The following is a 22,868-nucleotide window of genomic DNA, read 5'->3' as shown; positions in this document are numbered from 1 at the left end:
GACTATATCGAGATCTTCTATAACCGCCAGCGGAAACACTCCACCCTCAACTACCAAAGTCCGGAACAATATGCACAGATGCTCCACAACCAAGCCGCCTAACTACTTCGGGTGTCCATTTTATTGTTGCAACTCCATTCTTCCTTCATTGGGAGGGGAGTGGCACTTGGACATTGGATATTTGAAATTGAAAATTGGACATTCGGTCTGGCCTTTCTCCTTTCTGCCTTCTCCTTACCAAACAGAACCGATTAAGAGTAAGAGTACGAAATAATCCGAACGATAACCCGCTAACACATGATCACTCAAACCCAGTTGCTCCCTATCCCCTATCCCCTATACCTCATTCCGTGGAGTGGATGGGCACTTCGAAATTTGACATTGGACATTCTTCGGTTGGATATTCTATCTGTTCCTTTCTCCTTTTCTCCTGACTGAACAGAACCGATTAAGATTAAGAGTAGGATTAAGATTAAGAAACTGAACCAGCGATAACAGTTTAACCCGGAAAAACTGTTGCCTCTATACCTCTATACCTCTATACCTCTATACCCCTATACCCCTATACCCTATTCCCTATTCCCCTATTCCCTTCTTCCCTCCTGCACCACCCTCTCCTCATCCTCCTTTCGATACTCGCGGCCACATTTGTCACAGGTCGCTTGGCCATCGTCGAAACGCAGCCGGGTGCCGCACTCGCACATCCAGCCGATGATCCGGCCGGGATTGCCGACCACAAGCGCAAAGTCCGGGACGTCTTTCGTCACAACCGCGCCGGCGCCGATAAAACAGAACTGACCGAGGGTGATCCCGCACACCACCGTGGCGTTAGCGCCGATTGATGCGCCTTTTTTCACCAAGGTTTTGATATAATACTCCGAACCACGTTGCGGATATTTGGAACGGGGATTCACAATATTGGTAAACACCATAGACGGCCCGCAGAAGACATAATCCTCTAATTCCACACCTTCATAGACCGACACATTATTCTGAATTTTCACGTGATTGCCGACGGTCACCTTCGGCCCCACCATCACGTTCTGGCCGAGTGTGCAATTATCGCCGATTGTGGTGTCCTTCAAAACATGGCTGAAGTGCCACACCTTTGTCCCTTCACCCAGTGTGACATTTTCGTCCACCACAGCCGTCTCGTGTACTCCGGGATGCTTTTGCTTGCGGACGGCTTGCGATTCCTTCTCCGTCAGTCCCCGCTGGGCCGACTCCAGCACCTGGAGCACGTCGATGCCGTTCTGCCCGTCGGAAAGCGGCTGCTTCCGTGAATCAATACACTCCAGGAAGTGCTGGCACTCGTTTTTCAGTGGTTCCGTATCCGGGTACTCGACAGCTACCCAATCGTTCTTCCGGGGAATCGGCTCCCCTTCCGTCCAGTCGATGCCGCGATCGTAAAGCCGCAATTCTTTCTCAGGTGCCGAATCCTCATAGGTCAGCATTTTCTTACTGCCGACCACAACCAGCCGGTGCTCTTTGAACGGATGGAGCCAGGAGACGTGGATATGGGCCAGCTGGTTGTCCGGAAATTCCAACGTGGTCAGCGTCACATCGTGAATATTCGGCTGCAGGAACATGCCGCCCTGGCAGCTGATCCTGTCCGGCATGGTACCGAGCACGTGGAGAATCACGGAGATATCGTGGGGCGCAAAGCTCCAGAGGGCGTTCTCTTCCTGGCGGACTTTGCCCAGGTTCAGCCGATGGGAATATATCTGATAAACTCGTCCCAGTTCCCCGGCCTCGATCATCTGTTTAATCTTGATAATCGCCGGATGATACAACAGGAGGTGTCCCACCATGAGGATCCGGTCGTTGTCCGTCGCGATTCGGTGGAGTTCCTCTGCCTCGCTGACATGCAATGCAATGGGCTTTTCCACATAGACATCTTTGCCGGCTTCCAGCGCCTGTTTGGCTATAGGGTAATGCGTCTCCGCCGGGGTCGCCACCACGACGGCGGTATAGTCTTCTCTGGACAGCACACTCTCCACTGATGAAAACCCTTCTGCCTCCGGATATTGCTCCACGAACCCGGCTAACCGCTGCTCATCATACTCCACAATACCGTGTAAATTGTCCAGCTCATGAAAATTCCGTATCAGGTTCTTGCCCCAGTGTCCGGCGCCAATGACTGCGAGTTGCATAGAGTTTTCCCCGTGTTATAAGGTTAAAATCTTTTCTGAAAGAAATATGTCTCAATAGGAGTGTAATTATTTGAAATGATAGCCATATTTTTGAACTTGGGATTTGAGTTCTTTCTCAATAATGACTTTTTCCTCCTCAGTAAAATCAGATTGCCAGCGATGAATATGTGCTTTATCCAGTGAAATGTCCAACAGCACCTCCTGAAAAGATAAATGGATAAAGGAACAGAGCTCTTTTAAAATTGGTTCGGTATTTTGAACTAGCGCTTCAAATTTTATCTCAATGAATTGAGTCTCACCAAGTGATGACTTCACATGTTCCCAGCGAGTCATAACGCCTTTATACCACCGGAGCACCGCCAACAGGTTACCCGGTGTCCACCGCTGCTGACGAAGAGAGGCAACAACATCTCTGGGATCCCGCATTACGTGTAAAATTTTTCCTGAGGGGCACAGTTCTAGTAATTCTTTGGCAAACAGGATATTCCAGGTATTGTCTTCGACAAAAACCGATTTATTTTGATCTGATAATATGGCGTTTACACATCGGTAAATAAAACGCCCAAGGATACCACGGAGTTCAGTTCCTCGTTTGGCGGAAAAATACATCTTTTCCTCCGGATGTGATTCCGGAAGACCGGGCCATTTTGCGGAATATGTGAAATCCGATAACTCTGATATAAGTTGATTCACGAACCTGGTATAATCCGGTATCCATTTTTCCAGTTCCCACTCCTTGTACCAATGCTCCGCCGACCTGGTTTTGATGAATGGTTTTCGTCTAGACAAAATTGTTTTATCTGATGACTTAGTTGCAAGCGTCAGTAAAAAGTATTCAAGCTGCTTGATTTTACTGTCAATAAAATACGGGGACCAACTGGCGTTCACGGAATTATAAAAATCAATAAGGCCATTCGGGTCGATTATAAACCGATACTCGAAAGGTAAGGTGGCAACGTCTGGATGTTGGCCGAGAATTTCCTTGGTAATATTCGTACCGGAACGTCCACTCCCACCAATAAATACAATAGTTGGATTAGGAATTACTCCAGTATCCACCGGATCACCTCAAACGCCTCTGCATATTCCCTGTAGATCTGCAGGCCACGGAAATTTGCCTGGCCAGTAATGAGTTTTTCTTTCATATAGAACCGCTTTTCCTGGGTTTTATAGATATCGAGCGCCTCTATTTTTTTCCGGACATGCCGCTCCTCAACGACCGAAAACATGGTGGAACTAAAGGTATAATTGTTCCACATGAATTCATATCCCAGGATAGAGCTTTCTTTAAATGCCCGAATCCCTTCCTGGTAAATTGTGGCGTGGTCCTGATGGACATCAAACGAGGAGGGCAAAATGACGAGATCCGGCGAAAGGTCTTTTTTTAACTGAACGAGATCCTCGAGAATCGGTTGCCGGTTTTCCGTGAATTTTCGCACCGGATAGTTCAGGATAATGAGGTTATCCGGATGGATTCCCAGGAACTTTGTCGCATCCTGACATTCGTATTTTAGCGCATCTTTGGGGAAACCGTCAGGGACGGATTCCTCACAAATGGAAAATGCGACGTAGTAAACATCCTTATCCTCTTCCAGGAACTTGGCGATAGTTGCTCCGCAGCCTAATTCCCCGTCATCGGTGTGGGGGGCGAGGATTATGATTTTATTTTTATTTTCCATGTTCTTCTATCCTGTTGTTATTCGGTCTAAGAAAAGCGTTTATCTTTGCGGCTCCCACGTTACAATATTTTTACCACGAACATATTGTATTAGAGCTGAAAGCGCCGCCAAATTCACTAAACAAAAGTAAAAGGGCAACCGAAAGAACCAGATATCCGTAGCGAACGAATTCTTCTGAACTGCCCAACCAATGCCGGCCAGGGCATAAAAAAGAATTTGAACTAGAAATAATGCCATAAATGTTCCTGATGAAATGAGAAGCAAATTGGATAAAAACATGACGCCGAGTACCAGTGGTACGAGCCACCGGAGGAGCTTATGAGACCAGAGCTGAATGGAAAATATCCCGTATTTGAACGGGTTCAACAGGTTGCTCACGAATGCGACCCCATGTAAACTTCTCAAAATAATACGGCTTTTCCTTTGAAATTCTTTTCTGTAGCCTATACTTATTTCCTCAATTGCCACCGCCTTTTGTTCGTATTTAACCTGAAACCCTTTTTTCACGAGAAGTAACGGTTCAACCAAATCGCTGATTATATCATTCCGCAGCGGATCATACAGATTTTTCCGAATGGCATAAATAGCCCCGTTTGCACCGATAACAGAGCTAACTTTACTTTCAACTCGTTTAAGAAACTGTTCATACCCCCAGTAAAATTCTTCTTCCTGGCTGACGGACTCCGCTTGCGCGGTTGATACAAATTTCACCTCACCACAAATACCCGCAACTTTCGGATCCTTGAATTTTTTCACTGCCTGTTTCAGCGCATCCGGGACGTAAAGTGCGTTGGCGTCCGAGAATACAAGGATTTCGCCGGTGGCAATCTCTGCACCGACATTCTGAACAGCCGTCTTGCCCTCACGTCGGACTCTGTCATATACCCGGATATGACTTTCCTCCATTTTCCTTGCTATGCTTACCGTGTTGTCTGTGCTTCCATCCGAAATTACCAGTACTTCCAACAAGTCCTTGGGATATTCCAACGCAAGCGTATTCTCAATTTTTCTTTCGATGATCCCCTCTTCATTATAACAGGCAATTATTAGAGAAATTGAGGGTAGCGATTCAGGAGAGTCCAACTGTTCATCACTTGCCATTTTCCCGACACCCAATAGCCACATAAAGAGAGGATACCCGATATACACCCAAATAATATATATCACGGAAACAATAAACAGCGCTTGTATCACAGTCTATGTCTTTTGTCGGAATTAACGGATTTTTTTCTGGTATTAATATTTATCACCGAATGATAAAATTTCAGCAAGATACTTTCCTGGGACTGCCAACTAAAATGGGCCTGGATAGCCTGCCGTCCATTTACACCCATTCTAACTTTTTCCTGGGGGTGTTGAATAAGATACTCCACCTTTGTTACAATATCCTCCATATCTAACGAATCTACCAAAAGCCCACATTTATACTTTACTATTACATTCCTGGATAAAGGGTATTCAGGCATGATAACCGGAATACCAGCACTCATATAGTCAAAGAGTTTCACCGGGAGAGATCGCACAAAATGTTTTGGATGACGTAATGGCAGAAAACCTACATCTGATGATTTCACTAATTCCATTGCTTCATTAATCGGAAGATAACCATGTACCGTAACCTTTTCATCAAGATTGTATCTCGAGATAACACACTGAAGCTCCTTATCATAACCGGGATCACCAATCCCCCCGATGAGATGCAATGAAACATTAAATTTTTCACTTAACCGAAAAGTAGCTTCAATTAACCGATGAATTCTACGTTCCCTGGTGATATCCCCCATATAAATCAATTTAAAGTTTTCTCCATTCTCCTTTTCAATTTGCACGACTGTGTCTGTCTCAATTATCGGATAATTTTTTACGATACAATAATTTAGGTTTTCAGATAATAAGTCGACCTGATCTTCAATGACTCCAATCACACCGTCGAACACGCGACAAGCAATTCTTTCCAAAACTACGTAGCAATAGCTGAGAGGTTTGCGTAAAATTTGCGGTATCCAATCACGTTTTAATATTTTGTTTTCATACTGCTCATGAAAATCAAATATAACTTTTTTTGAAGTCACCAGTTTAACTATAAAGCCAAGTGGTAGCAATTCCGGGTCATGCAGGTGAACAATCGGCCCTCGGTGTGCAATTATTCGTTTTGCGAGTATGAATATAATCTTCACACGGTGTATTTTTTTTTCCCATTCAGGGAGTCCATAGATCTCTACACCATTAAAATTTTTATATTGAAAATCTGCGGGAACATGTAATTCAACCGCGTAGTATCCAGCGAGGGAACAGGCCTGTTTATGCAAAACTCTTGGATCATTCCAATTATGTACCGAGCTGCCAATAAATACTTTTTCTGGGTGACTCATATTTAATTCCCGGTAGTATTTAGTGGCAACATTCTCTGATAAAGCTCTACCAGTTTTTGAGATTCGACCTCCCAGTTTAGTGAGGTTAACACAGCACGCCTTCCCCGTTTTCCAACTTCACTGGCCTCGTCCAGATTACTTAAAATTGACTCGAACAATTGCACCAAAGATTTTTCAGATAAGTCATCAAATAGATACCCACAGTTATAGGTGGTAATTATTTGACGGATTTCCGGAAATGCCGGAGCAATAACGGGCAACCCGTATCGCATGTAATTAAATAGTTTGTTTGGAGGACCGCCGTACATGTTATTCTGACTTTTTCTAAAAAAAATCCCGCCGACTCTACACTGCTGTACATAACCCGGCACATCTTCGTACGGCAACCATCCGGTAAAACTGACAGCGGTACGCAACCCTGGATGACTTTCATACCAATTCTCAACAACCTTTTTTTCATTAGGAGTTTTAACGCTGCCTATGAATAGAAAATTCCAATCAGTCCGCTTTTCATAGAGCCGGCTAAATGTATTAAGTAAAACACGTAATCCCCGGTCAAAAGTCATATTCCCTTCATGGCAAAACGTATATTTTTTCTCAGGGGACGGCGGCGGTGTAAAAAGCGAAAGAGAAGGGACATTATAAAGCCGGATCACCGGTTTATGTGGAAAAAGGGCGTCAAACCGCGCCTTCACAATGTCATTTGCTGTAATTATTGCATCTACATTCCAGGCAAGAAGTATTTCATAGGCAGAAAATAGCAGCCGGACTAACCTTTTCAGCCCCTTCGGAGCTTTATCATAAAACGACGAAGGCCAATGCTCGTGAGAATCGTATACGACTGTGACCCTATTCTTAAACAAGAGCAGGATAAATTTAATCAACACCGCTGCTAAAAGAGAACTGTCCCCCTCATGACAATGATAACAGTTTGCATCAGTCTTCAGTCCCAATCGAATCAGGTTAAATAGGGAAGAAGATTTCCGAAAAAACCTGGTTTTCTTGAAAAATACTACCGGGATGTAAGTCGATTGCGCTATACCATTTTGCTTCGGTGCAATTATCGTGACTCTGTATCCAGCATCACCAAGTGTTTTTGCTTCCTTGTGGTAGATCCGGGCATCATCGTACCGATGTCGGGAGGTAAGAAAACAGATATTTTTCGTCGCATTCATCGGAATTATCCTAATCCAAGGGTACAAGCCATATCTTCAGTAATTTTTTTCCAGGTGAATTTAGTTTCTGCTCTCTCTTCCCCATATTGTCCCATTTCGTCGGCGACCTCCGGGTTATTTATTAAATAGCGAATCCTGAACTTGATTTCCGAAATGTCACCCGGATCAACCAGATATCCTGACTTTCCATGGACGACAGCGTCGGGAATTCCTCCCGATTTTCCGGCAATCACAGGCTTTCCGCATGCATTTGCCTCCAGAAAAACAATCCCAAAACCTTCAATATTTCTCTCTCCTTCATGCCGGCTTAGCAATATAAACAGGTCACAAATATTATAGAACTTTACCAAATCAGCATCATCAACGTTTGTTAAAATATGAACCCGAGATTCGATATTATGATGAGCTACTAATTGATGTAACTCCTGTTCGTATTCACCTGTCCCAATAATTACGTATTGTACCGGCATACCTTCATTTTTTAAATCAGCAACGATACGGATCGCCGTATCAATACCTTTCCTTGGATTCAGTTGGGCAACAGTAAGTAAAACGGGTTCCTCTCCAACGTGCCGTAAACTATACCTTCTTAGGAGTTCGCGTTTGTTTACTGCGATCTGGCGAAATTTTTTAATATCTACCCCATTCGGAAATTTAGATATTGCACCCTGATTCACATTCAAATCAACCAAAAGATTTTCTGTGTAGTTTGATATCGTAAAAACATAATCAGCTCTCCGGAGTGCTCTTCTTCCTAAATATTTAACAACCGGATGAGCTTTAAAGGTCGATTTCGGATATAATCCTAATATTTCTGCAGCATGGGTAGCGATGATTACTTTATGAGCAGGAAATGGTATCATAGGTGTAAAAAATGCATACGGTACCCAGGTTGGAAAAAAAACGTATTGCGGCCTGTCTTCTTTCACTTTTTGCCAAAATTTCCGGAATACCTGAAAGGCACCAAGCGTATCGTCCCTGTTTCTTTGTATATAGTGTACCCTGCTATATAACTTTGCCTCGTTTAAAATCGGACTATCGTTAAAATCCACTGAAGTCCACACTTCCGCATCTATCCCCTGGGCTACCCAATGCCGGAATATCTCAAAAGTATACCGGGAAAATCCACCCCTCATGGGCGGAAAGGCATGAGTAAGTATTGCAATTTCCATAGAATTAAAACCTGTTTACCAAAGGGATTAAGGCCCGTTCTCGTTTATTCAGAAAACCTATGATTAAGAGTAAAAAAGGGAAACCTATTAAAAGGAGACTTCCCTTAACCACCCCATTCATCAGATTCATATCAGGGAAAAAGATATAAACCACTCCAATCAAACCCGAAGCACATATCAAAATCTTAAATATACGGATCCATTCAAACGAAATTCTGTATATGCGCTGGGAAAAAAAAACTGCAAGGGCTGATACTACTGTTGTTGAGAATAAAAAAGTCATCGCTGTTCCGATAATTCCAAATTGTGGGGTTGCCCAAAGATTTATTCCAAAATTTGCGACTGCACCGATAACAATTGCAATAGTTTGAAAATAAGTTTTTTTATAAATATTTATCCCAATAGTTCCGACATAAAAGAAACCGTAGATTAAATAACTTAATGAAAGTATCGGTATGATGATCATTGCATAGAGATAATCCGGATTAGATAATAATAACACCAACTCCTTTGAGAACAGTTGGATAGTGAGGAAAATAAATACAAATACTGCAACATAGTATGTTATGACTCTTGAGTATATCTGCTTAGCGTTTTCATATTCCTTAATTCTAAACATAAATGCAGGCCAAGCGACTTGAAAGGCATTCACTCCGAGAAAGAGGATAGTTGCAATTTTGTTTCCGACCGAGAAGATTCCCACCTCATCGGCATCCCGGAAAAATAAAATGAAATATCGGTTGGACATCATTAAAACCAAACTAGAAATTGATACCGGAACAAGGTAGATTCCGTACTCCAACATCTCCTTTATTTTCCCTAAGGAAAATCTGGGGACCAGTTCATTCCTGATGACCCATATAAATATGAGAGTAAACAGGATAGTTGTAACCAATCGTCCGGTTAACACCCCGTTTATTTTCCAATTGAGAAACGCTACGAAGTAGATAATCAATCCAACTTGTACTAAAAATTGCGCTATGTTTAATATGGAATAAAGCACAGACCGGTTTTGTATCCGGAGATAGGAGAGTGGAATAATCAACAACAGCTGGAAAAATACAATACCCAACGAAACCCCAACTAAATTGGCGTATTCCTGAGTTTGGAAAAGTAGTTGAGAAATAGATTCCCTGAACAACGCTATTCCAGTTATACACCCAAGTGAAAAAAGAACGAGAAATAAAAAGGAAGACGTAATTAAAATTTTGTTTTGTCTATATGACGACGCCGTCGATTCCTCAACATCATAGGAATAATACTTAAATAAGGCTGACCCAAATCCCAATTGCAGTATTCGGACAAGCACTGTTATGGATATAATGAATATTTCCAGTTCACCGTATTCTCCCACTGTCAGATAGCTTGTATATAACGGCAGTAAGAAAAATCCACTGGCATTCTTCAGCACATTCCCAATACCATATATCAAAGAATGTTTTGCTATTTCTTTAATCATTTGGTAAGGAACGAGCCTGTATATAGAGGTTTTGTGTCAGTGCAATGAAACTAGCCCATATAATATTAAACCGGTACTGGATTAAACTCATGTTCGTCATCCCAATGGCCAATAGCCCAATCATCCCGGCGAGAAGGGCGCCAATTATCATTCGCTGGACATTAGACTGGGCCATCCAATACAATTTTAAACTCTGCCAGATGTAAATGCCAAGGATAGCAATAAATAGTATCAAACCAAACATGCCTAATTTCCATAAGATAAAAGCATAGGTATTATCTAATCCGCTAGAACCCCGAAATACAAATATACGGTCATATGTCGCTCCAAGACCTTCTCCAAAGACAATCCACTCCTCCCATCCGGAAAAAGCCTGTTTTATTTCAGAAACTCTAATTTGAAGGCTCCGGTCAAGCGCCAGGTTCGCCAGAGAATCTAAACGTTCATAAATGGTAAGTAGGAACGAAAGATTAAGATAATATTCCACCGCAAAGACCAGCAATAAAAGCAGGAAAATAAACGCCGCACTGCCGGTAATAAATTTCACCGCCCTATAAAAAGAAATTTTGTCTCTGAAATAATAGAGAAAGATTAGGAATAGTAATGCGCCAAGAATTCCTCCCCACAAACCACGTTGCTGAGAAAAAATGGCCATTAAAAAATTTGGAATTAAAAGAAATGCCATGAGGGATTTAAACCACTTGTTTTGTATAAATAAAATTCCGCCAAATAAGATTGGAATGGTCAGCTGAGCCAGATGAGGTTGCTGAGTTGTGACTCGATTAATAAAGAAACTCGCCAAATCCAGATTCGTCAATGCCAGAACAATATATTCGAAGGAAGCCAGGGTTGAGGCAATCACCATGACCCAAAGGAACCGAATAATCCAGCGTTCTTCCACCAACAAGTAACGTACAAAATAGTAGACTATATACAGAAAAATATAGAAAAATTCAGTATAGGCTATGTAGCTATTGGCGTTATTGTATAATCCCCATAGTAAATTGACCAAGGAATAGAGTAAGAACATTCCAACAAGTACATCCAGGGGCGTAATACGAATCTTCCAGCGATTTTCAAACCTGTTGCGGATTACGAATATCGCAAATGCCAGGAATAACAGAGCGAGCACAAAGAACCTATTGACATAGATCGGAAACAAGTCATACTGTTCTCCCCAGCTCTGATTGGGTAACAATGAAATATAAAAAAGCAGAGAAAAAAAAATGATCTGCGGTGAATAGATTACGGCGGGAAATACAATAACAAATCCAAGGATAAAAATAGCAGCAACCGGAATGGAAGTAGTAAGGACAATATATGTTAAAAAAATCTGAAAGAGGACGAGGAGAGATAACACCGGCCATGAATGTTGATAATCAAGATGGAGTAATTTTTTCATTCAAGATCGCCGGTGCTTTATTAATTGTTCAGTGGTTTAAATATATTCACCCCTCTTAAAACATAGACGACCCGTTCATACCGTTCCGGATTCTCTTCACGTAAAACCTCCAAATATTCAACGGTAAAAATGTATGCAGCACTAATAATCACCGAGATAAATCCAATGAATAGTACTAATAATTTCCGTTTTGGTTTTTCCCGTAAAATAGGAGCGACGGCTTCATCAACTACCTGAACCGTCGGGGTATCCCGTGCTTCCTGCAATTTGGCCTGCTCAAATTGTTGGGTCAGGAATTCATAGATTAAATTTTGAACTTCCATCTCTCGTTTGATCCGTAAAAAACGAATTCCGAGTTCGGGCGCCTGGTCAAATGGGGGAAAAATCTGCATCCCGGCTTCACCATTTTGCCCGGTTTTTAACTCCTGCATACTGTTCCGTAACGCCTTAAGCCTCACCTCTTGTTGCACTACGCTTGGGCTTTCCGGATTCAGTGTACTTTTCATTGCCTTCAACTGGATCTCATTTAATATGATCTCAGTCTTAAGTTCTGCCGCGGACTGTATTGCCGCACTCACCTGGTCTTCAATTGAGATAACACCATGCTTTTCTTCAAACGCCTGCATCTCCTCCTCAATCTGTCGGAGATCTTCTTTATTCTGCTCATACCGTTTTCCGATAAATTCTCGGGTGAGACGTGCCTGTTTTGTGCGAAGCTTTGTATTAATACGATCCAGTTCCGCCGCCATATAATTCGCCATTTCAGCAGCAAGTTGACGAGACTCGATTTCACTGGAATCCGGATGGAGGAATTCCGTCGAAGCATATGTATCAATTCGGACGGCCCCCTCTTCGGTCAGTTCAATATCTACATTGTTATAAAAAGAAACCAACGCCTCATCTATATTTTTTGAATTGTAGCGCTCGAGTAAATTAAAGCGCTCAATAGTTCTGACCGCCATGTTCCTGCTTTTCAATAAAGTTAAATAAGAAGTCACCTCTCCGGATGAGCCGCCGATCAACGAACCAAGCCCTCCGGGTATTGGTAGATTTGATGTAGCGGAAGCCATGCTTGAAAATATACTGGATGCCCCTTGCGATTCCGGGGGCATAATGGTCACATGAGCGGTATAGGTTTTCGGCATAAGTAAACTATATACTGCCGCAATCAGGCAGAAGATTAATCCGTTAATAATTATCAACCATCGATGCTTTACAAGCATATACAGGTAATCGATGAAGGTAAAATCCGTCTTGTTTTTACTCATTAAAACTACCTTATTTGTAATTCATTATAATTTCGGTATAGATGTGAGGTGCCCCGGCTCAATATGCTAAGTTGTAAGCTATCGTAACCGACTTACCGCCGCAATAAACGCCAGTACCAATGAACTCAAACTTGTCACAACCTCTAAAACTGAAGTATCTCCCAGCCATACGTACGTTTGAGAGCGGGGGACAAAAATGTGATCCCCAGGTTTAATAACGGCATTTTCTTTCGATTTCACCCTGTTTTGCCGATCGGACAGCACATAGCGTTGCGCATCGCCTTCCGGTAATTCACCGCCGGCCATGCCGACATAATCCACATAGCTAAACCCGGGGATATACGGATAAATCCCAGGCGAAGCGACGAAGCCGGTCACCGTAATGCCTAAATTCGCTTCACCAATAAAAACGATATCACCTGATAGGAGCTTCGGATTCTCAGAGATTTTCCCCTCATAAAGGTATTGAGTATAATCCAAGGAAAGCGTATCACCGTCTCTTATAATCTGCAATCTCTTCGGCTTCTTAAACAACGAAGAAGTCTGGGAGTGCTCGAAGAGATCGCTCACCCGGCTAGTATAAAATATATCATAACTCCCGGGATTTTGAACCGCTCCCACCAAATAAACCGAAATAATACGAGGCATTGTCAATACAATACCTGATTGCGAATTGGCGTAAACCTCTTTTATCTTCTCCCTTACGTTTTCCTTCATCTCTTTGAGGGTCAAACCGAGCACATTGATATCTCCGACACTCGGGATAAGAAAGGTACCAGTGGGGCTGACCATCAACTCAAGATATTGCGCTTCGATTGATTCAATATAAAGTGCAAACCTGTCACCCGGCCCCACAATATACTCGTTGGGGTCAATCGGTTCATCATATGCGATTTGTGCGAGAGTCTCCTGGGTAATCTGTTGTCGTTTTTGTTGCTGCTGAACGCGATCCTGGAGTGTCTGACGGAGTTCAAGGGAACGATCACGGGATTGTTGCCCACTCAATCCCTGCCCATAAGTGAAAGTTTGCATTAGTAATGAAAGGAAGCAGACAAGACCTACAAAAATTAATTTCCGTATCAACTGTTATTCCCACCCAATTTAATAATTTTGTCCTTTTGAACGCTATCATGCACTTTGGCCGCATTCCGCGTATCAATCACCAGGCTACTTTTCTCCACAATTTCATTATAGTCAAACGTTGAATGATCTGTGGCAATAACGTTACAGTCGTAGTTCCCTAAAATATCAGTAGAATACCGGATGGACTCCATATTCGTGCCATCGAGCTTGATGTTATCGATGAAGGGATCGTAGTAGTCCACTTCCGCGCCTTTCTCCTGGAGGAGACGGATGATATCCAGCGCAGGGGATTCCCGGACGTCGTCGATATTCTTTTTATAGGCGACTCCCATCACCAGGATTTTTGCTCCGTTCACGCTCTTTTTATATCGATTCAACCCGTCCATCACCAGTTGTACCACGTGATACGGCATCTCCGTATTAATTTCCCCGGCCAGTTCGATGAAGCGCGCCTTGTAATCCAAAGTCTTCATCTTCCAGGCCAGATAATGGGGATCGATAGGAATGCAGTGACCGCCAAGGCCAGGACCGGGATAGAACTTCATAAACCCGAACGGCTTGGTGTCCGCAGCATCGATGACCTCCCAGATATCCACACCCAGTTTTTCCGCCATGATGGCCATTTCGTTCACAAGTCCGATGTTAATGGACCGAAAGGTATTTTCCAACAGTTTAACGAGCTCCGCCGCCTCGGTGGAGGAGACCGGAACGATGGTCTCTATCACCTCTTCGTAGAGAATCTTCCCCAGACGGGTGCACTCATCGGTGATGCCGCCCAGGACCTTCGGCGTATTTTTGGTATGATACGTCTCGTTCCCCGGATCGACGCGTTCGGGACTGAACACCAGGAAGAAATCCTTCCCGACCTCCAGGCCGCTTTCAGACAGTTTCGGGAGCACCAGTTCCCGGGTTGTGCCCGGGTACGTTGTGCTCTCCAGGACAATGATAAGATCCTTGTGCATATGTTCGTTGATCTCATCCAGCGCGTTCAGGATGAACGACACGTCCGGATCTTTCAGCTTATTCAGCGGGGTGGGTACACAGATAGAAATCGCATCAAGTTCATCAATAACGCTAAAGTCAGTGGTAGCGGAGAGTTTCCCGGTCTCCACGTGGCCCCGTAGTTCCGAATCGGACACATCCTGGATGTAGTTTTCTCCGGCGTTGATTTTTTCAATTTTGGAGTCATCGATATCAATACCGATCACCTTAAACCCGGCCGAGGCAAAATCCACTGCCAGCGGCAGGCCAACATATCCCAGGCCAACCACGCCCAGGGTGATATCATGATTTTGAATTCGCTCTTCAAAGGTCATACTTCCACTCATCCCTGCTCTGATAATTCCATGTTATAGTGCGATTTATAATATTCCAGAAACTCCCCGCTTTTCAGGGGGCGCCACCAATTTTCGTTGTCGCGGTACCAATCGACGGTCAGTTGCATTGCGTCGCGAAACCCGTCATCGCCTCGGAAACGGGGCTGCCATCCCAGCGATCCAAGTTTCTCCGTATCCAGCGCATATCGCCGGTCATGTCCCTGGCGATCCCGGACATATTTGATGAGCGACTCATCCTTGCCGAGCGCATTGAGAATCGCTTTCGTAATCTGGATATTCTGCTTTTCGTTGCCGCCGCCAATATTGTAGGTCTCCCCGTCTTCACCGTTTTCGATGATAAAGCAGATGGCGTCACAGTGATCTTCCACGTATAGCCAGTCGCGAACGTTCTTCCCGTCGCCGTAAAGCGGAAGCTGTTCGCCGTCGATGGCGTTGGTTACGAACAGCGGAATCAGCTTTTCCGGGTACTGATAGGGGCCGAAATTATTCGATGCCCTGGTCACAATCACCGGAAGATCGTATGTCTGGGAATACGAATACGCCAGGCGGTCGGCGCCGGCTTTACTCGCCGAATACGGATTCCGCGGCATCAGCGGATCGGTCTCGCTGAACTCGCCGTCCTCGATGCTGCCGTAGACCTCATCGGTGGAAATCTGGATGAATTTTGCTATCCCATGGGATTTGGAGGCCTCCAGGAGCCTGTATGCTCCGTAGACATCCGTATCGATAAAATCATCCGGCGCGCCGATAGAGCGGTCCACATGGCTCTCCGCGGCGAAATTCACCAGGACGTCTGGTTGATACTCCTCAAACAGTTCATCGACCAATTCTTTATTGCAGATATCGCCCTTTACAAAGTGGTACCGTTCCGATTCCTCGATATCGCTGAGATTTTCCGGATTGCCGGCATAGGTCAGTTTATCCAGGTTTACAATCGTAACATCGGGATATTTTTGATGCAGAAACCGGACATAATTGCTGCCGATAAATCCGCAGCCTCCTGTCACAAAAAATGTCTGTTCAGTAATCTTCATCGATTTTTCCGCTCCCAGTCGTACGGAATTTCGTCAGTATCGTACGGCAGGCGGTACTCGTCCGGATCCTCGTGATTATACGGTTCACTTACCACGCTCAAAACCATCGATTCCTGTTCAGAGATCCCCTTCCATCCGTGGCACACATACTGGGGAATACTCACAATCATCATATTATGTTCCCCGATAAAAAACTCATTCACCTCGCCATATGTCGGACTCTCTTCGCGGTTGTCGTATAGCACCAGCTTAATCATCCCGGAGACGCAACAGACTGCATCGTGTCGCTGGGACTTATGATAATGCCACGCCTTCACCACGCCGGGATAATTGGTCGTAAGATAGACCTGCCCGAATTCGGTGAACATCTCGTCGTCATTCCGCAGGATCTCGAAAAGACGGCCCCGCTCATCAGGGATGATCTTCAGCTGTTTGGTCTGTACGCCCTCAATCATGATAATTGCTCGCTATAGGTTTCCCGGCCGACACACGCATACTTGAATCCGGCTTTTCGCACGGTATCCGGATCATACAAATTCCGGGCATCCACCATATTCGGCTGGCGCATATTCGATTTAATCCTCGCCAGATCCAGTCCCCGGAATTCATTCCATTCCGTGAGAATCATTACGGCGTCGGAGCCTTTCACGCTTTCATAAATATCCTCGTAATAATCAAGGTCAGCATGTCGTTTTCTCATGGATTCCATGGCTACGGGATCGAAGGCTCTGATAGTCGCTCCGGCCGCTTTCAGGTGATCGATAATCGGCAGGGCCGGGGATTCACGGACATCGTCCGTCCTCTGCTTAAACGCGAGTCCCAGCAAAGTAACGGTTTTCCCGTCCAGGTCCGGCAACATCTTTTCCAGTTTCGTGAACATCCGTGTTTTCTGATTCTGATTCACACGGGTCACGGCCTCAATCAGTTCCGCATCGTATCCGGCCTCTTTGGCGATGGCATGGAGCGCTTTCACATCTTTGGGAAAGCAGGAACCGCCGTAGCCCGGGCCGGGATGCAGAAACTTGGGTGAGATCCGACCATCCATCCCCATGGTTTTGGCCACCATGTGGACATCTGCCCCCACGCCGTCACATATGTTCGCGATTTCATTAATAAAGGTAATTTTTGTCGCCAGAAACGCATTTGATGCGTATTTAATCAGCTCGGCAGTCGGCACATTCGTAAACACAAATGGCGTCTCGATGAGATAGAGCGGTCGATAAATATCCTGCATTACCTCGTGACCGTCCTCCGTCTCAGTGCCAATGACTACCCGATCCGGATGCATAAAATCATAGACGGCCGAACCTTCTCTGAGAAATTCAGGATTGCTAATCACCTCGAAGCTGCTCCCGGCCGGCGCCTGCTCCTCGATAATCTCCCGGACTTTTCGCCCGGTCCCCACCGGCACGGTACTCTTGGTCACGATAAACTTATGTCCGTTCAGGTTCTGACCGATAGTCTCGGCGACCGCGTAGACAGCACTCAGATCGGCCTCACCGTTATCCGCACTAGGCGTGCCGACGGCGATAAAGACCACCTCCGCCTCCTGGATTTCACTGGGAATATCCGTAGAAAAATGCAACCGGTTGCTTCGGACGTTTTTCTGCACCAGTTCCAGGAGACCGGGTTCCCAGATCGGCAGTTCCCCGCTCTGCAGGATCTCAATCTTCTCTTCGTCAATATCGAGACAGGTTACCTTGTTGCCGAAATCTGCCAGTCCCGTCCCGCTGACCAGGCCAACGTAGCCTGTACCAATCACCGCAATCTTCTTCACGTGGTACTCCAGTGGTTAATGGTCAAACGCCTCGAATTTAATGTATATTTACGAGCGAAAATAGTAGAAAAGTCCGCGTTGAAAGTCAACAGCTGAAGCATTTTTCGCCTCCCCACCCATCCCTCAAGTGGTATAGTGTTCAGGTGTTCCAGTGTTCGAGTAACAACACCATCTCTCCGAAGCCCTGGCGGATGAGGGCGTTATAGTGTTTCCTTTTTGTGGTGTTATAGTTAAAAACGTCATGAATCGAGTGCCTTCCGTTTCTCGTTTGGTTTTTTCACTTTTTCTCTACCGCGGCGAAATGGATATTCAATCTGTTCCTTTCTGCTTTTCTCCGGCGTCTCCCCTGATTAAATCCGCCTCGCGGACTTGAAGCGGGCGACTACCTTATTCCCTATTACTTATACCCTATACCCGTATACCTTTATACCCTTTTTTCACAGAATCCCGCTCCGCCGGCGGATCCACCAGTCTATGCCCAGCAGAATGACGAGTAAAATCCACACCCAAAACGCCCTGCGCAATGCAAAGGAATGGTGCTCTGATTGCTGTGTGTACGGGCGGCCCGCGAACTCCTCCGCCGGTAACTCCGCAATATTTTCCAAGAGCTTGCCGCCAGATCGCTGACTAATCTGTTTCAGCAAACCGGGGCGCCCCTGGCGATTCAATAACTCATACTCTACATCCTCCATCCGAACCGGTCCGGCTACGGAACGCAGCGTATCGTCTGTCAGATGAGCAATAGCCCTGAGCCGATACTCCCCCGGCGAAGTCACCTTCGACTGAAAAGTAAAAGTATTTCCATCCCGGGTAAACGGCTGCCGCCGGATGGTTTGTCCTGTCGAATCGATCACTTCACCCCATACCCTCGCGACTTCCGCAACCTCCAGTGCCCGGGAATATACTTGAGCCGTCGCCCGGATCACGTTTCTTGAATCGGTGTCCAACTCTACCTGCAATCGCTGAAACTCCGTATCCTGCAGCAACCAGTAAAAAACCTGTTCCATCACCCTGGAATACGGCTTCTCAGGGAGTACTTCGATACTTTCTTCAGCATCCCGGTTCGCAAACGACCACCGCCAGAGTTCTCTTGCATAGACACGAATAGTTCGTCCGGTGCCATCCACATCCATGGTTATTACAGAATTATTCCCATCGACAGATTTTAAAATCGTGGTCCCGCGTATTTTCCCGATTTCTGATGCCGCCGGGATCCAGACCGGAGGCAGTTGCTCCCATATCGATTGTCCCCAGGGAAGGGACTGCAGAGGACTTTCCGAGGATCGCTGGAGCGTGACCTGGTGCTCCTGCCAGTTGTTCACATTCTCTTCTCCGGAATCGCCGGGAAGATACATTCTCCCGCCCGCACCAACCTGTGTAATCGTGTGGTCGTTTTGCCACTCGCTCAGATACGACTGAAACTCCGGCGAATTGCCCAACAAATAAATAATATCGGGGGCTTCCGGCATCGAATCAGGAACCGAGAGTGATGTAAAGATCGGAATGGACTCGAACCGCTCAAGATTATCGATAGCGTTGAGCAGAAAGCGCGTATCCGTTGACGGCGCTGCGCTTAACACCAGCACCCGGTACCGGGACGGCTTCACTGTAATGCGTTCCCGGGAACTATTATTGGCCACATCCGTCTCGTTTGAAACCGTACCAACAGCCGCTGAGACAGTATATTCACCAGGCTCTTCGAACTGCAGTGCCACCTCATCAGACCGCTGGTAATCCCCTGGCGTCAGTGACAGGGTTCTGCTCGCCAACTCCTGGTTGTTGTCTCTGAGAACGAGAGAGACAGATTCTTCGTTTCGGAGTGACTGAACATCCAGCCTCAATTGGGCGGTAACGGAATCCCCGGCATATGCGTATTTGGGAAGCGTAAATTGTTGGAGGCTGATATCCGGCGCAACCGTCGAATCTCCGATAAACATCGTATACACCGGAAGCCGCCAATCCTCCAGAACTGATGTTGGTTCTGGTCCGCTGTTATGGATACCGTCGCTGAGTAAAATCGCCGCCTGGTAATTCCGGTTGTCGGCTTCTCGTTTCAGGTATTCTAACGGAGCACTTAAATTGGTTTCGGTTCCGGAAAAATCCAAAGCCTTGGGTGAACCCGTCTTCTGAACATCTCCCGAAAAACGGAATAGTTGGACCTCTACGGCATCTTCAGACAGAATTTTTTCCAATGAATCGGAGAGCTGTCCTTCAAAATCTGTCAAACTTTGCGAATCGTCGGCGAAGACGGCAATTGTTGGTGGAATATTTTGATGCGTGACCCAATTAATTCGAAAATCCGCAACTAACAGTATAATCCCAATCAATGCAAACAGACGAATCCCCCGGATTATTCCGGCAACAGTGGGATTTGTAACACTCGATAGGTAACGGGTTGACCACCACCAGAACAACAGTCCTCCCAAAATGAGAGGAACAGTAATCCATAGAGTAACAGTATGCAGTGAAAACATCAGGAGGTAAAAACTGGTGACGATATACTGACCCGCGGGGTAGCGGTGAGATCCAGTTCGGAAGATTTGTCGTGACGAAACCCCTCCCAACCGGCATAGGCAATCATGGCGCCGTTATCGGTACAGTATTCCAGAGATGGATAGTACAAATTCAGCCCGTGTCGGTCGCGGAGTTCATCCATTTGACGCCGCAGCTCCGCATTCGCTGCCACCCCACCGGCAAGTGTCACCTGGGTGATGCCGGTCTGTTCGATGGCCATTTCCATCTTGGCCACCAGAGACTCCACTACTGCCGCCTGAAAGCTGGCGCTGATGTGAGGGCGCTCGGCTGTCCGCTTTTTCACCTCCATGGGTTTCACCGTGTACAATACCGCCGTCTTCAGTCCGGAAAAGGAAAAATTCAAATCACCGGAATCCAGCAACCCCCTGGGGAAATCGTATTTATCGGATTGCCCGCCCTCGCTCTGTTTTTGGATATACGGTCCTCCCGGATATCCCAAATCTAACAGCCGCGCCACCTTATCGAACGCTTCGCCGGCCGCATCATCCATGGTAGTCCCCAGAATGTCGTATTTGTCGTATCCGTTCACGCGTATAATCTGCGAGTGCCCGCCGGAAACCAGCAGACAAAGAAACGGGTATTCCAGAGTTTCAGCTTCAATAAAATTGGCCAGCAGGTGGGCTTCGATATGGTTTATTCCAATGAATGGAAGCGAGTTCCGCAGAACGAGTCCCTTGGCAAAATTAATCCCAACGAGCAGTGACCCCATAAGACCCGGGCCGGCAGTGACAGCTATTCCATCGATGTCAGTAAACCGGAGATGCGCGTCGTCACAAGCTTCTCTGGTAATATGGGCCAACAATCGCTCATGCTCCCGGGATGCCATTTCCGGGACCACTCCGCCGTATTCGGAATGCACCTGCTGAGAGGCAATAATGTTACTTAACACCTTTCCATCACGAACAATTCCAACGGAAGTCTCATCGCAAGAGGTTTCTATCCCCAGCACTGTTCCGACTGTCTTGTCAGACATGCTCCTACTTCCTCACCACTGTGACTTCCACCCGCTCAGGCGTCATATTTCGGTACCGCAGCACACCTTTTGGCATCTCGACTGTTGGTGCATAGTTGTTGACGGTCGGTGTCCAGTCTTCGGCATAATCGAAGTACACCTCGACGTCCTGCGGCTGTAACTCATAGATATAACTCGAACCGCCTTCTATAGTCATACTGACCGTAGACGGCGCCGTTGTCACCTCCAGGTTGCTCGGTACATTTTGTACAAGTATCGGAATGTCCGTAATCCGGCGCTCGCTGATTGGCTGGATCTCCGCGGAATACCGGACAGATTGAACTGCTGCGTGGATTAGCCCGGGCTCCGGGAAGCGTATTGTGGCCTGACCGGAGACATTGTTGTCTGCGTTGTCAATCCGCACTGTTTCTGTATTTACGGAGTCAATTTGCTCAATACGGGACGCCGGGCCCCGTAAAATAACGCTGTCCGGATTAATAAACACATCCCCCACTATTGTATACCCCGGAACTGCCTCAACAGTGATATCGGGTATCACCTTGACGCGCTTGACCGCGCGCTTATCCAGAGATATTTCGATCCGTTCGGGGGAAACCACATCGACGAGCTCTAAATTTAATCCCCTGGGAATAATGAAATTATCGGGATGATCCCGCACATACTGTGGAAGATAAAATTGCTCGGCTCTGTCCACCCGGCGGACGTCTAGTCGCAAGGCCATGTCCGAATACGCGAGGGAGAGCCGCGTCTTGAAATACGTAATACCAGTGCCCCGGAATTCCGCCTTCACCTTTTGCGGAACCTGCTCTGCGATAGTCCTGCCTGGCGGGACGTTTACAACTTCCAGCGGGACCTGCATCTCGTACACATAAGTATTGGCCGTTACCACATATACCCACAGGAGGATAGCCAGTAAAAAAGCACCGAGTTTGACTCCCCGGTCCACCCGGAAAAACTCCACAAAATTATCCCACAGCTGCAGGAATGTATCGTTGTTCATGATTCAGTCCCGGTGATCATTGCGGCAACCTTATTTTGGCCTGAGAGCGGCTGAATTGACCTCACTGGGCAGGGTTTCGGATGAAAACGGGGATTCATTCTGTACTCCTGTCTCTCAGGGGCTGGACAGCCAGAAAACAGAATCAGACGCAGAGGAGGTTTAATTCCCCCTCTGCAATCTGTGGTTATCTTATACAGCCGTCAGGAATTTGGCCTGATAGGTTCTCCCCGGCTGACGTCGCCGTTGTCAATACGGAGATTGAATCCGCATTCGGGATTAATACAGACCCACGCTTTATACAGGATGCTGGCCCCTTCACGTCCGTAATCCGACAGCGGGACCAGTATTCCGGTTCCGCATTGTTGGCAGCCTGGAAATTCTCGATCTGGCTCGGTCATTGGAATCTACCTCCTTGCGCACTACAGTAATCGAACTTCCGTATTTTTGTC

19 protein-coding genes are annotated in these 22,868 nt (G+C 46.1%); all 19 read right to left on the bottom strand.

The window, feature by feature from the left end:
- Window positions 1-584: 584 nt before the first annotated feature.
- Entirely contained in the window at window positions 585-2,153 is a 1,569-nt protein-coding gene (locus K9N57_14760; protein MCF7805442.1) for a Gfo/Idh/MocA family oxidoreductase, read from the bottom strand.
- 66 nt (window positions 2,154-2,219) lie between these two features.
- The gene (locus K9N57_14755) at window positions 2,220-3,212 is read right to left on the bottom strand and encodes a sulfotransferase (GenBank protein ID MCF7805441.1); all 993 of its coding nucleotides are present in this window, start codon (window positions 3,210-3,212) and stop codon (window positions 2,220-2,222) included.
- Window positions 3,197-3,832, bottom strand: a complete 636-nt coding sequence (locus tag K9N57_14750) for a PIG-L family deacetylase (GenBank protein MCF7805440.1) — start codon at window positions 3,830-3,832, stop codon at window positions 3,197-3,199. Before K9N57_14750 ends, K9N57_14755 begins: the two co-directional genes overlap by 16 nt.
- A gap of 39 nt (window positions 3,833-3,871) precedes the next feature.
- On the bottom strand, window positions 3,872-4,933 hold the full coding sequence (locus K9N57_14745; GenBank protein MCF7805439.1) for a glycosyltransferase family 2 protein: 1,062 nt from the start codon (window positions 4,931-4,933) through the stop codon (window positions 3,872-3,874).
- Between the two features lie 89 nt (window positions 4,934-5,022).
- The gene (locus tag K9N57_14740; protein ID MCF7805438.1) at window positions 5,023-6,204 is read right to left on the bottom strand and encodes a glycosyltransferase; all 1,182 of its coding nucleotides are present in this window, start codon (window positions 6,202-6,204) and stop codon (window positions 5,023-5,025) included.
- 2 nt (window positions 6,205-6,206) lie between these two features.
- Window positions 6,207-7,379 (bottom strand): glycosyltransferase family 4 protein, encoded by a 1,173-nt coding sequence (locus tag K9N57_14735; protein ID MCF7805437.1) that lies wholly within the window; start codon window positions 7,377-7,379, stop codon window positions 6,207-6,209.
- A gap of 5 nt (window positions 7,380-7,384) precedes the next feature.
- Window positions 7,385-8,551 (bottom strand): glycosyltransferase family 4 protein, encoded by a 1,167-nt coding sequence (locus K9N57_14730; GenBank protein MCF7805436.1) that lies wholly within the window; start codon window positions 8,549-8,551, stop codon window positions 7,385-7,387.
- A 4-nt stretch (window positions 8,552-8,555) separates the two neighbouring features.
- A complete protein-coding gene (locus tag K9N57_14725; GenBank protein ID MCF7805435.1) occupies window positions 8,556-10,010 on the bottom strand; it encodes a polysaccharide biosynthesis C-terminal domain-containing protein in 1,455 nt (484 codons plus the stop codon).
- Window positions 10,003-11,412, bottom strand: coding sequence for a hypothetical protein (locus tag K9N57_14720; GenBank protein ID MCF7805434.1), 1,410 nt, complete (start codon window positions 11,410-11,412; stop codon window positions 10,003-10,005). The genes K9N57_14725 and K9N57_14720 overlap by 8 nt, the downstream gene beginning before the upstream one ends.
- 20 nt (window positions 11,413-11,432) lie before the next feature.
- A complete protein-coding gene (locus K9N57_14715; GenBank protein ID MCF7805433.1) occupies window positions 11,433-12,680 on the bottom strand; it encodes a hypothetical protein in 1,248 nt (415 codons plus the stop codon).
- Window positions 12,681-12,758: 78 nt separating this feature from the next.
- Window positions 12,759-13,712 (bottom strand): polysaccharide biosynthesis/export family protein, encoded by a 954-nt coding sequence (locus tag K9N57_14710; GenBank protein ID MCF7805432.1) that lies wholly within the window; start codon window positions 13,710-13,712, stop codon window positions 12,759-12,761.
- 47 nt (window positions 13,713-13,759) lie between these two features.
- Window positions 13,760-15,091, bottom strand: a complete 1,332-nt coding sequence (locus K9N57_14705; protein MCF7805431.1) for a nucleotide sugar dehydrogenase — start codon at window positions 15,089-15,091, stop codon at window positions 13,760-13,762.
- The gene (rfbB, locus tag K9N57_14700; protein ID MCF7805430.1) at window positions 15,088-16,134 is read right to left on the bottom strand and encodes a dTDP-glucose 4,6-dehydratase; all 1,047 of its coding nucleotides are present in this window, start codon (window positions 16,132-16,134) and stop codon (window positions 15,088-15,090) included. The genes K9N57_14705 and rfbB overlap by 4 nt, the downstream gene beginning before the upstream one ends.
- On the bottom strand, window positions 16,131-16,589 hold the full coding sequence (locus K9N57_14695; protein MCF7805429.1) for a dTDP-4-dehydrorhamnose 3,5-epimerase family protein: 459 nt from the start codon (window positions 16,587-16,589) through the stop codon (window positions 16,131-16,133). The genes rfbB and K9N57_14695 overlap by 4 nt, the downstream gene beginning before the upstream one ends.
- The gene (locus tag K9N57_14690) at window positions 16,586-17,923 is read right to left on the bottom strand and encodes a UDP-glucose/GDP-mannose dehydrogenase family protein (GenBank protein ID MCF7805428.1); all 1,338 of its coding nucleotides are present in this window, start codon (window positions 17,921-17,923) and stop codon (window positions 16,586-16,588) included. Before K9N57_14690 ends, K9N57_14695 begins: the two co-directional genes overlap by 4 nt.
- Before the next feature lie 425 nt (window positions 17,924-18,348).
- Window positions 18,349-20,325: a hypothetical protein gene (locus tag K9N57_14685; GenBank protein ID MCF7805427.1), complete on the bottom strand. Its 1,977-nt coding sequence runs from the start codon at window positions 20,323-20,325 to the stop codon at window positions 18,349-18,351.
- A 59-nt stretch (window positions 20,326-20,384) separates the two neighbouring features.
- Window positions 20,385-21,419, bottom strand: coding sequence for a tRNA (adenosine(37)-N6)-threonylcarbamoyltransferase complex transferase subunit TsaD (gene tsaD, locus K9N57_14680; protein MCF7805426.1), 1,035 nt, complete (start codon window positions 21,417-21,419; stop codon window positions 20,385-20,387).
- A 4-nt stretch (window positions 21,420-21,423) separates the two neighbouring features.
- Entirely contained in the window at window positions 21,424-22,419 is a 996-nt protein-coding gene (locus K9N57_14675; protein MCF7805425.1) for a hypothetical protein, read from the bottom strand.
- A 200-nt stretch (window positions 22,420-22,619) separates the two neighbouring features.
- A complete protein-coding gene (locus K9N57_14670) occupies window positions 22,620-22,817 on the bottom strand; it encodes a hypothetical protein (protein ID MCF7805424.1) in 198 nt (65 codons plus the stop codon).
- Between the last annotated feature and the right edge of the window lie 51 nt (window positions 22,818-22,868).

This window comes from Candidatus Neomarinimicrobiota bacterium (assembly GCA_021734025.1).
GTDB lineage: Bacteria > Fidelibacterota > JAANXI01 > JAANXI01 > JAANXI01 > JAANXI01.
Note: the sequence above shows the minus strand (reverse complement) of the source record. Positions and strands in the feature narration are given on the sequence as shown.

Coding starts and splice junctions, on each gene's coding strand:
- K9N57_14735 (MCF7805437.1), bottom strand. CDS start 7,379: ATGAATGCGACGAAAAATATCTGTTTTCTTACCTCCCGACATCGGTAC.
- K9N57_14720 (MCF7805434.1), bottom strand. CDS start 11,412: ATGAAAAAATTACTCCATCTTGATTATCAACATTCATGGCCGGTGTTA.
- K9N57_14745 (MCF7805439.1), bottom strand. CDS start 4,933: ATGGCAAGTGATGAACAGTTGGACTCTCCTGAATCGCTACCCTCAATT.
- K9N57_14740 (MCF7805438.1), bottom strand. CDS start 6,204: ATGAGTCACCCAGAAAAAGTATTTATTGGCAGCTCGGTACATAATTGG.
- K9N57_14715 (MCF7805433.1), bottom strand. CDS start 12,680: ATGAGTAAAAACAAGACGGATTTTACCTTCATCGATTACCTGTATATG.
- K9N57_14670 (MCF7805424.1), bottom strand. CDS start 22,817: ATGACCGAGCCAGATCGAGAATTTCCAGGCTGCCAACAATGCGGAACC.
- K9N57_14725 (MCF7805435.1), bottom strand. CDS start 10,010: ATGATTAAAGAAATAGCAAAACATTCTTTGATATATGGTATTGGGAAT.
- rfbB (MCF7805430.1), bottom strand. CDS start 16,134: ATGAAGATTACTGAACAGACATTTTTTGTGACAGGAGGCTGCGGATTT.
- K9N57_14695 (MCF7805429.1), bottom strand. CDS start 16,589: ATGATTGAGGGCGTACAGACCAAACAGCTGAAGATCATCCCTGATGAG.
- K9N57_14710 (MCF7805432.1), bottom strand. CDS start 13,712: ATGCAAACTTTCACTTATGGGCAGGGATTGAGTGGGCAACAATCCCGT.
- tsaD (MCF7805426.1), bottom strand. CDS start 21,419: ATGTCTGACAAGACAGTCGGAACAGTGCTGGGGATAGAAACCTCTTGC.
- K9N57_14675 (MCF7805425.1), bottom strand. CDS start 22,419: ATGAACAACGATACATTCCTGCAGCTGTGGGATAATTTTGTGGAGTTT.
- K9N57_14705 (MCF7805431.1), bottom strand. CDS start 15,091: ATGAGTGGAAGTATGACCTTTGAAGAGCGAATTCAAAATCATGATATC.
- K9N57_14760 (MCF7805442.1), bottom strand. CDS start 2,153: ATGCAACTCGCAGTCATTGGCGCCGGACACTGGGGCAAGAACCTGATA.
- K9N57_14730 (MCF7805436.1), bottom strand. CDS start 8,551: ATGGAAATTGCAATACTTACTCATGCCTTTCCGCCCATGAGGGGTGGA.
- K9N57_14750 (MCF7805440.1), bottom strand. CDS start 3,832: ATGGAAAATAAAAATAAAATCATAATCCTCGCCCCCCACACCGATGAC.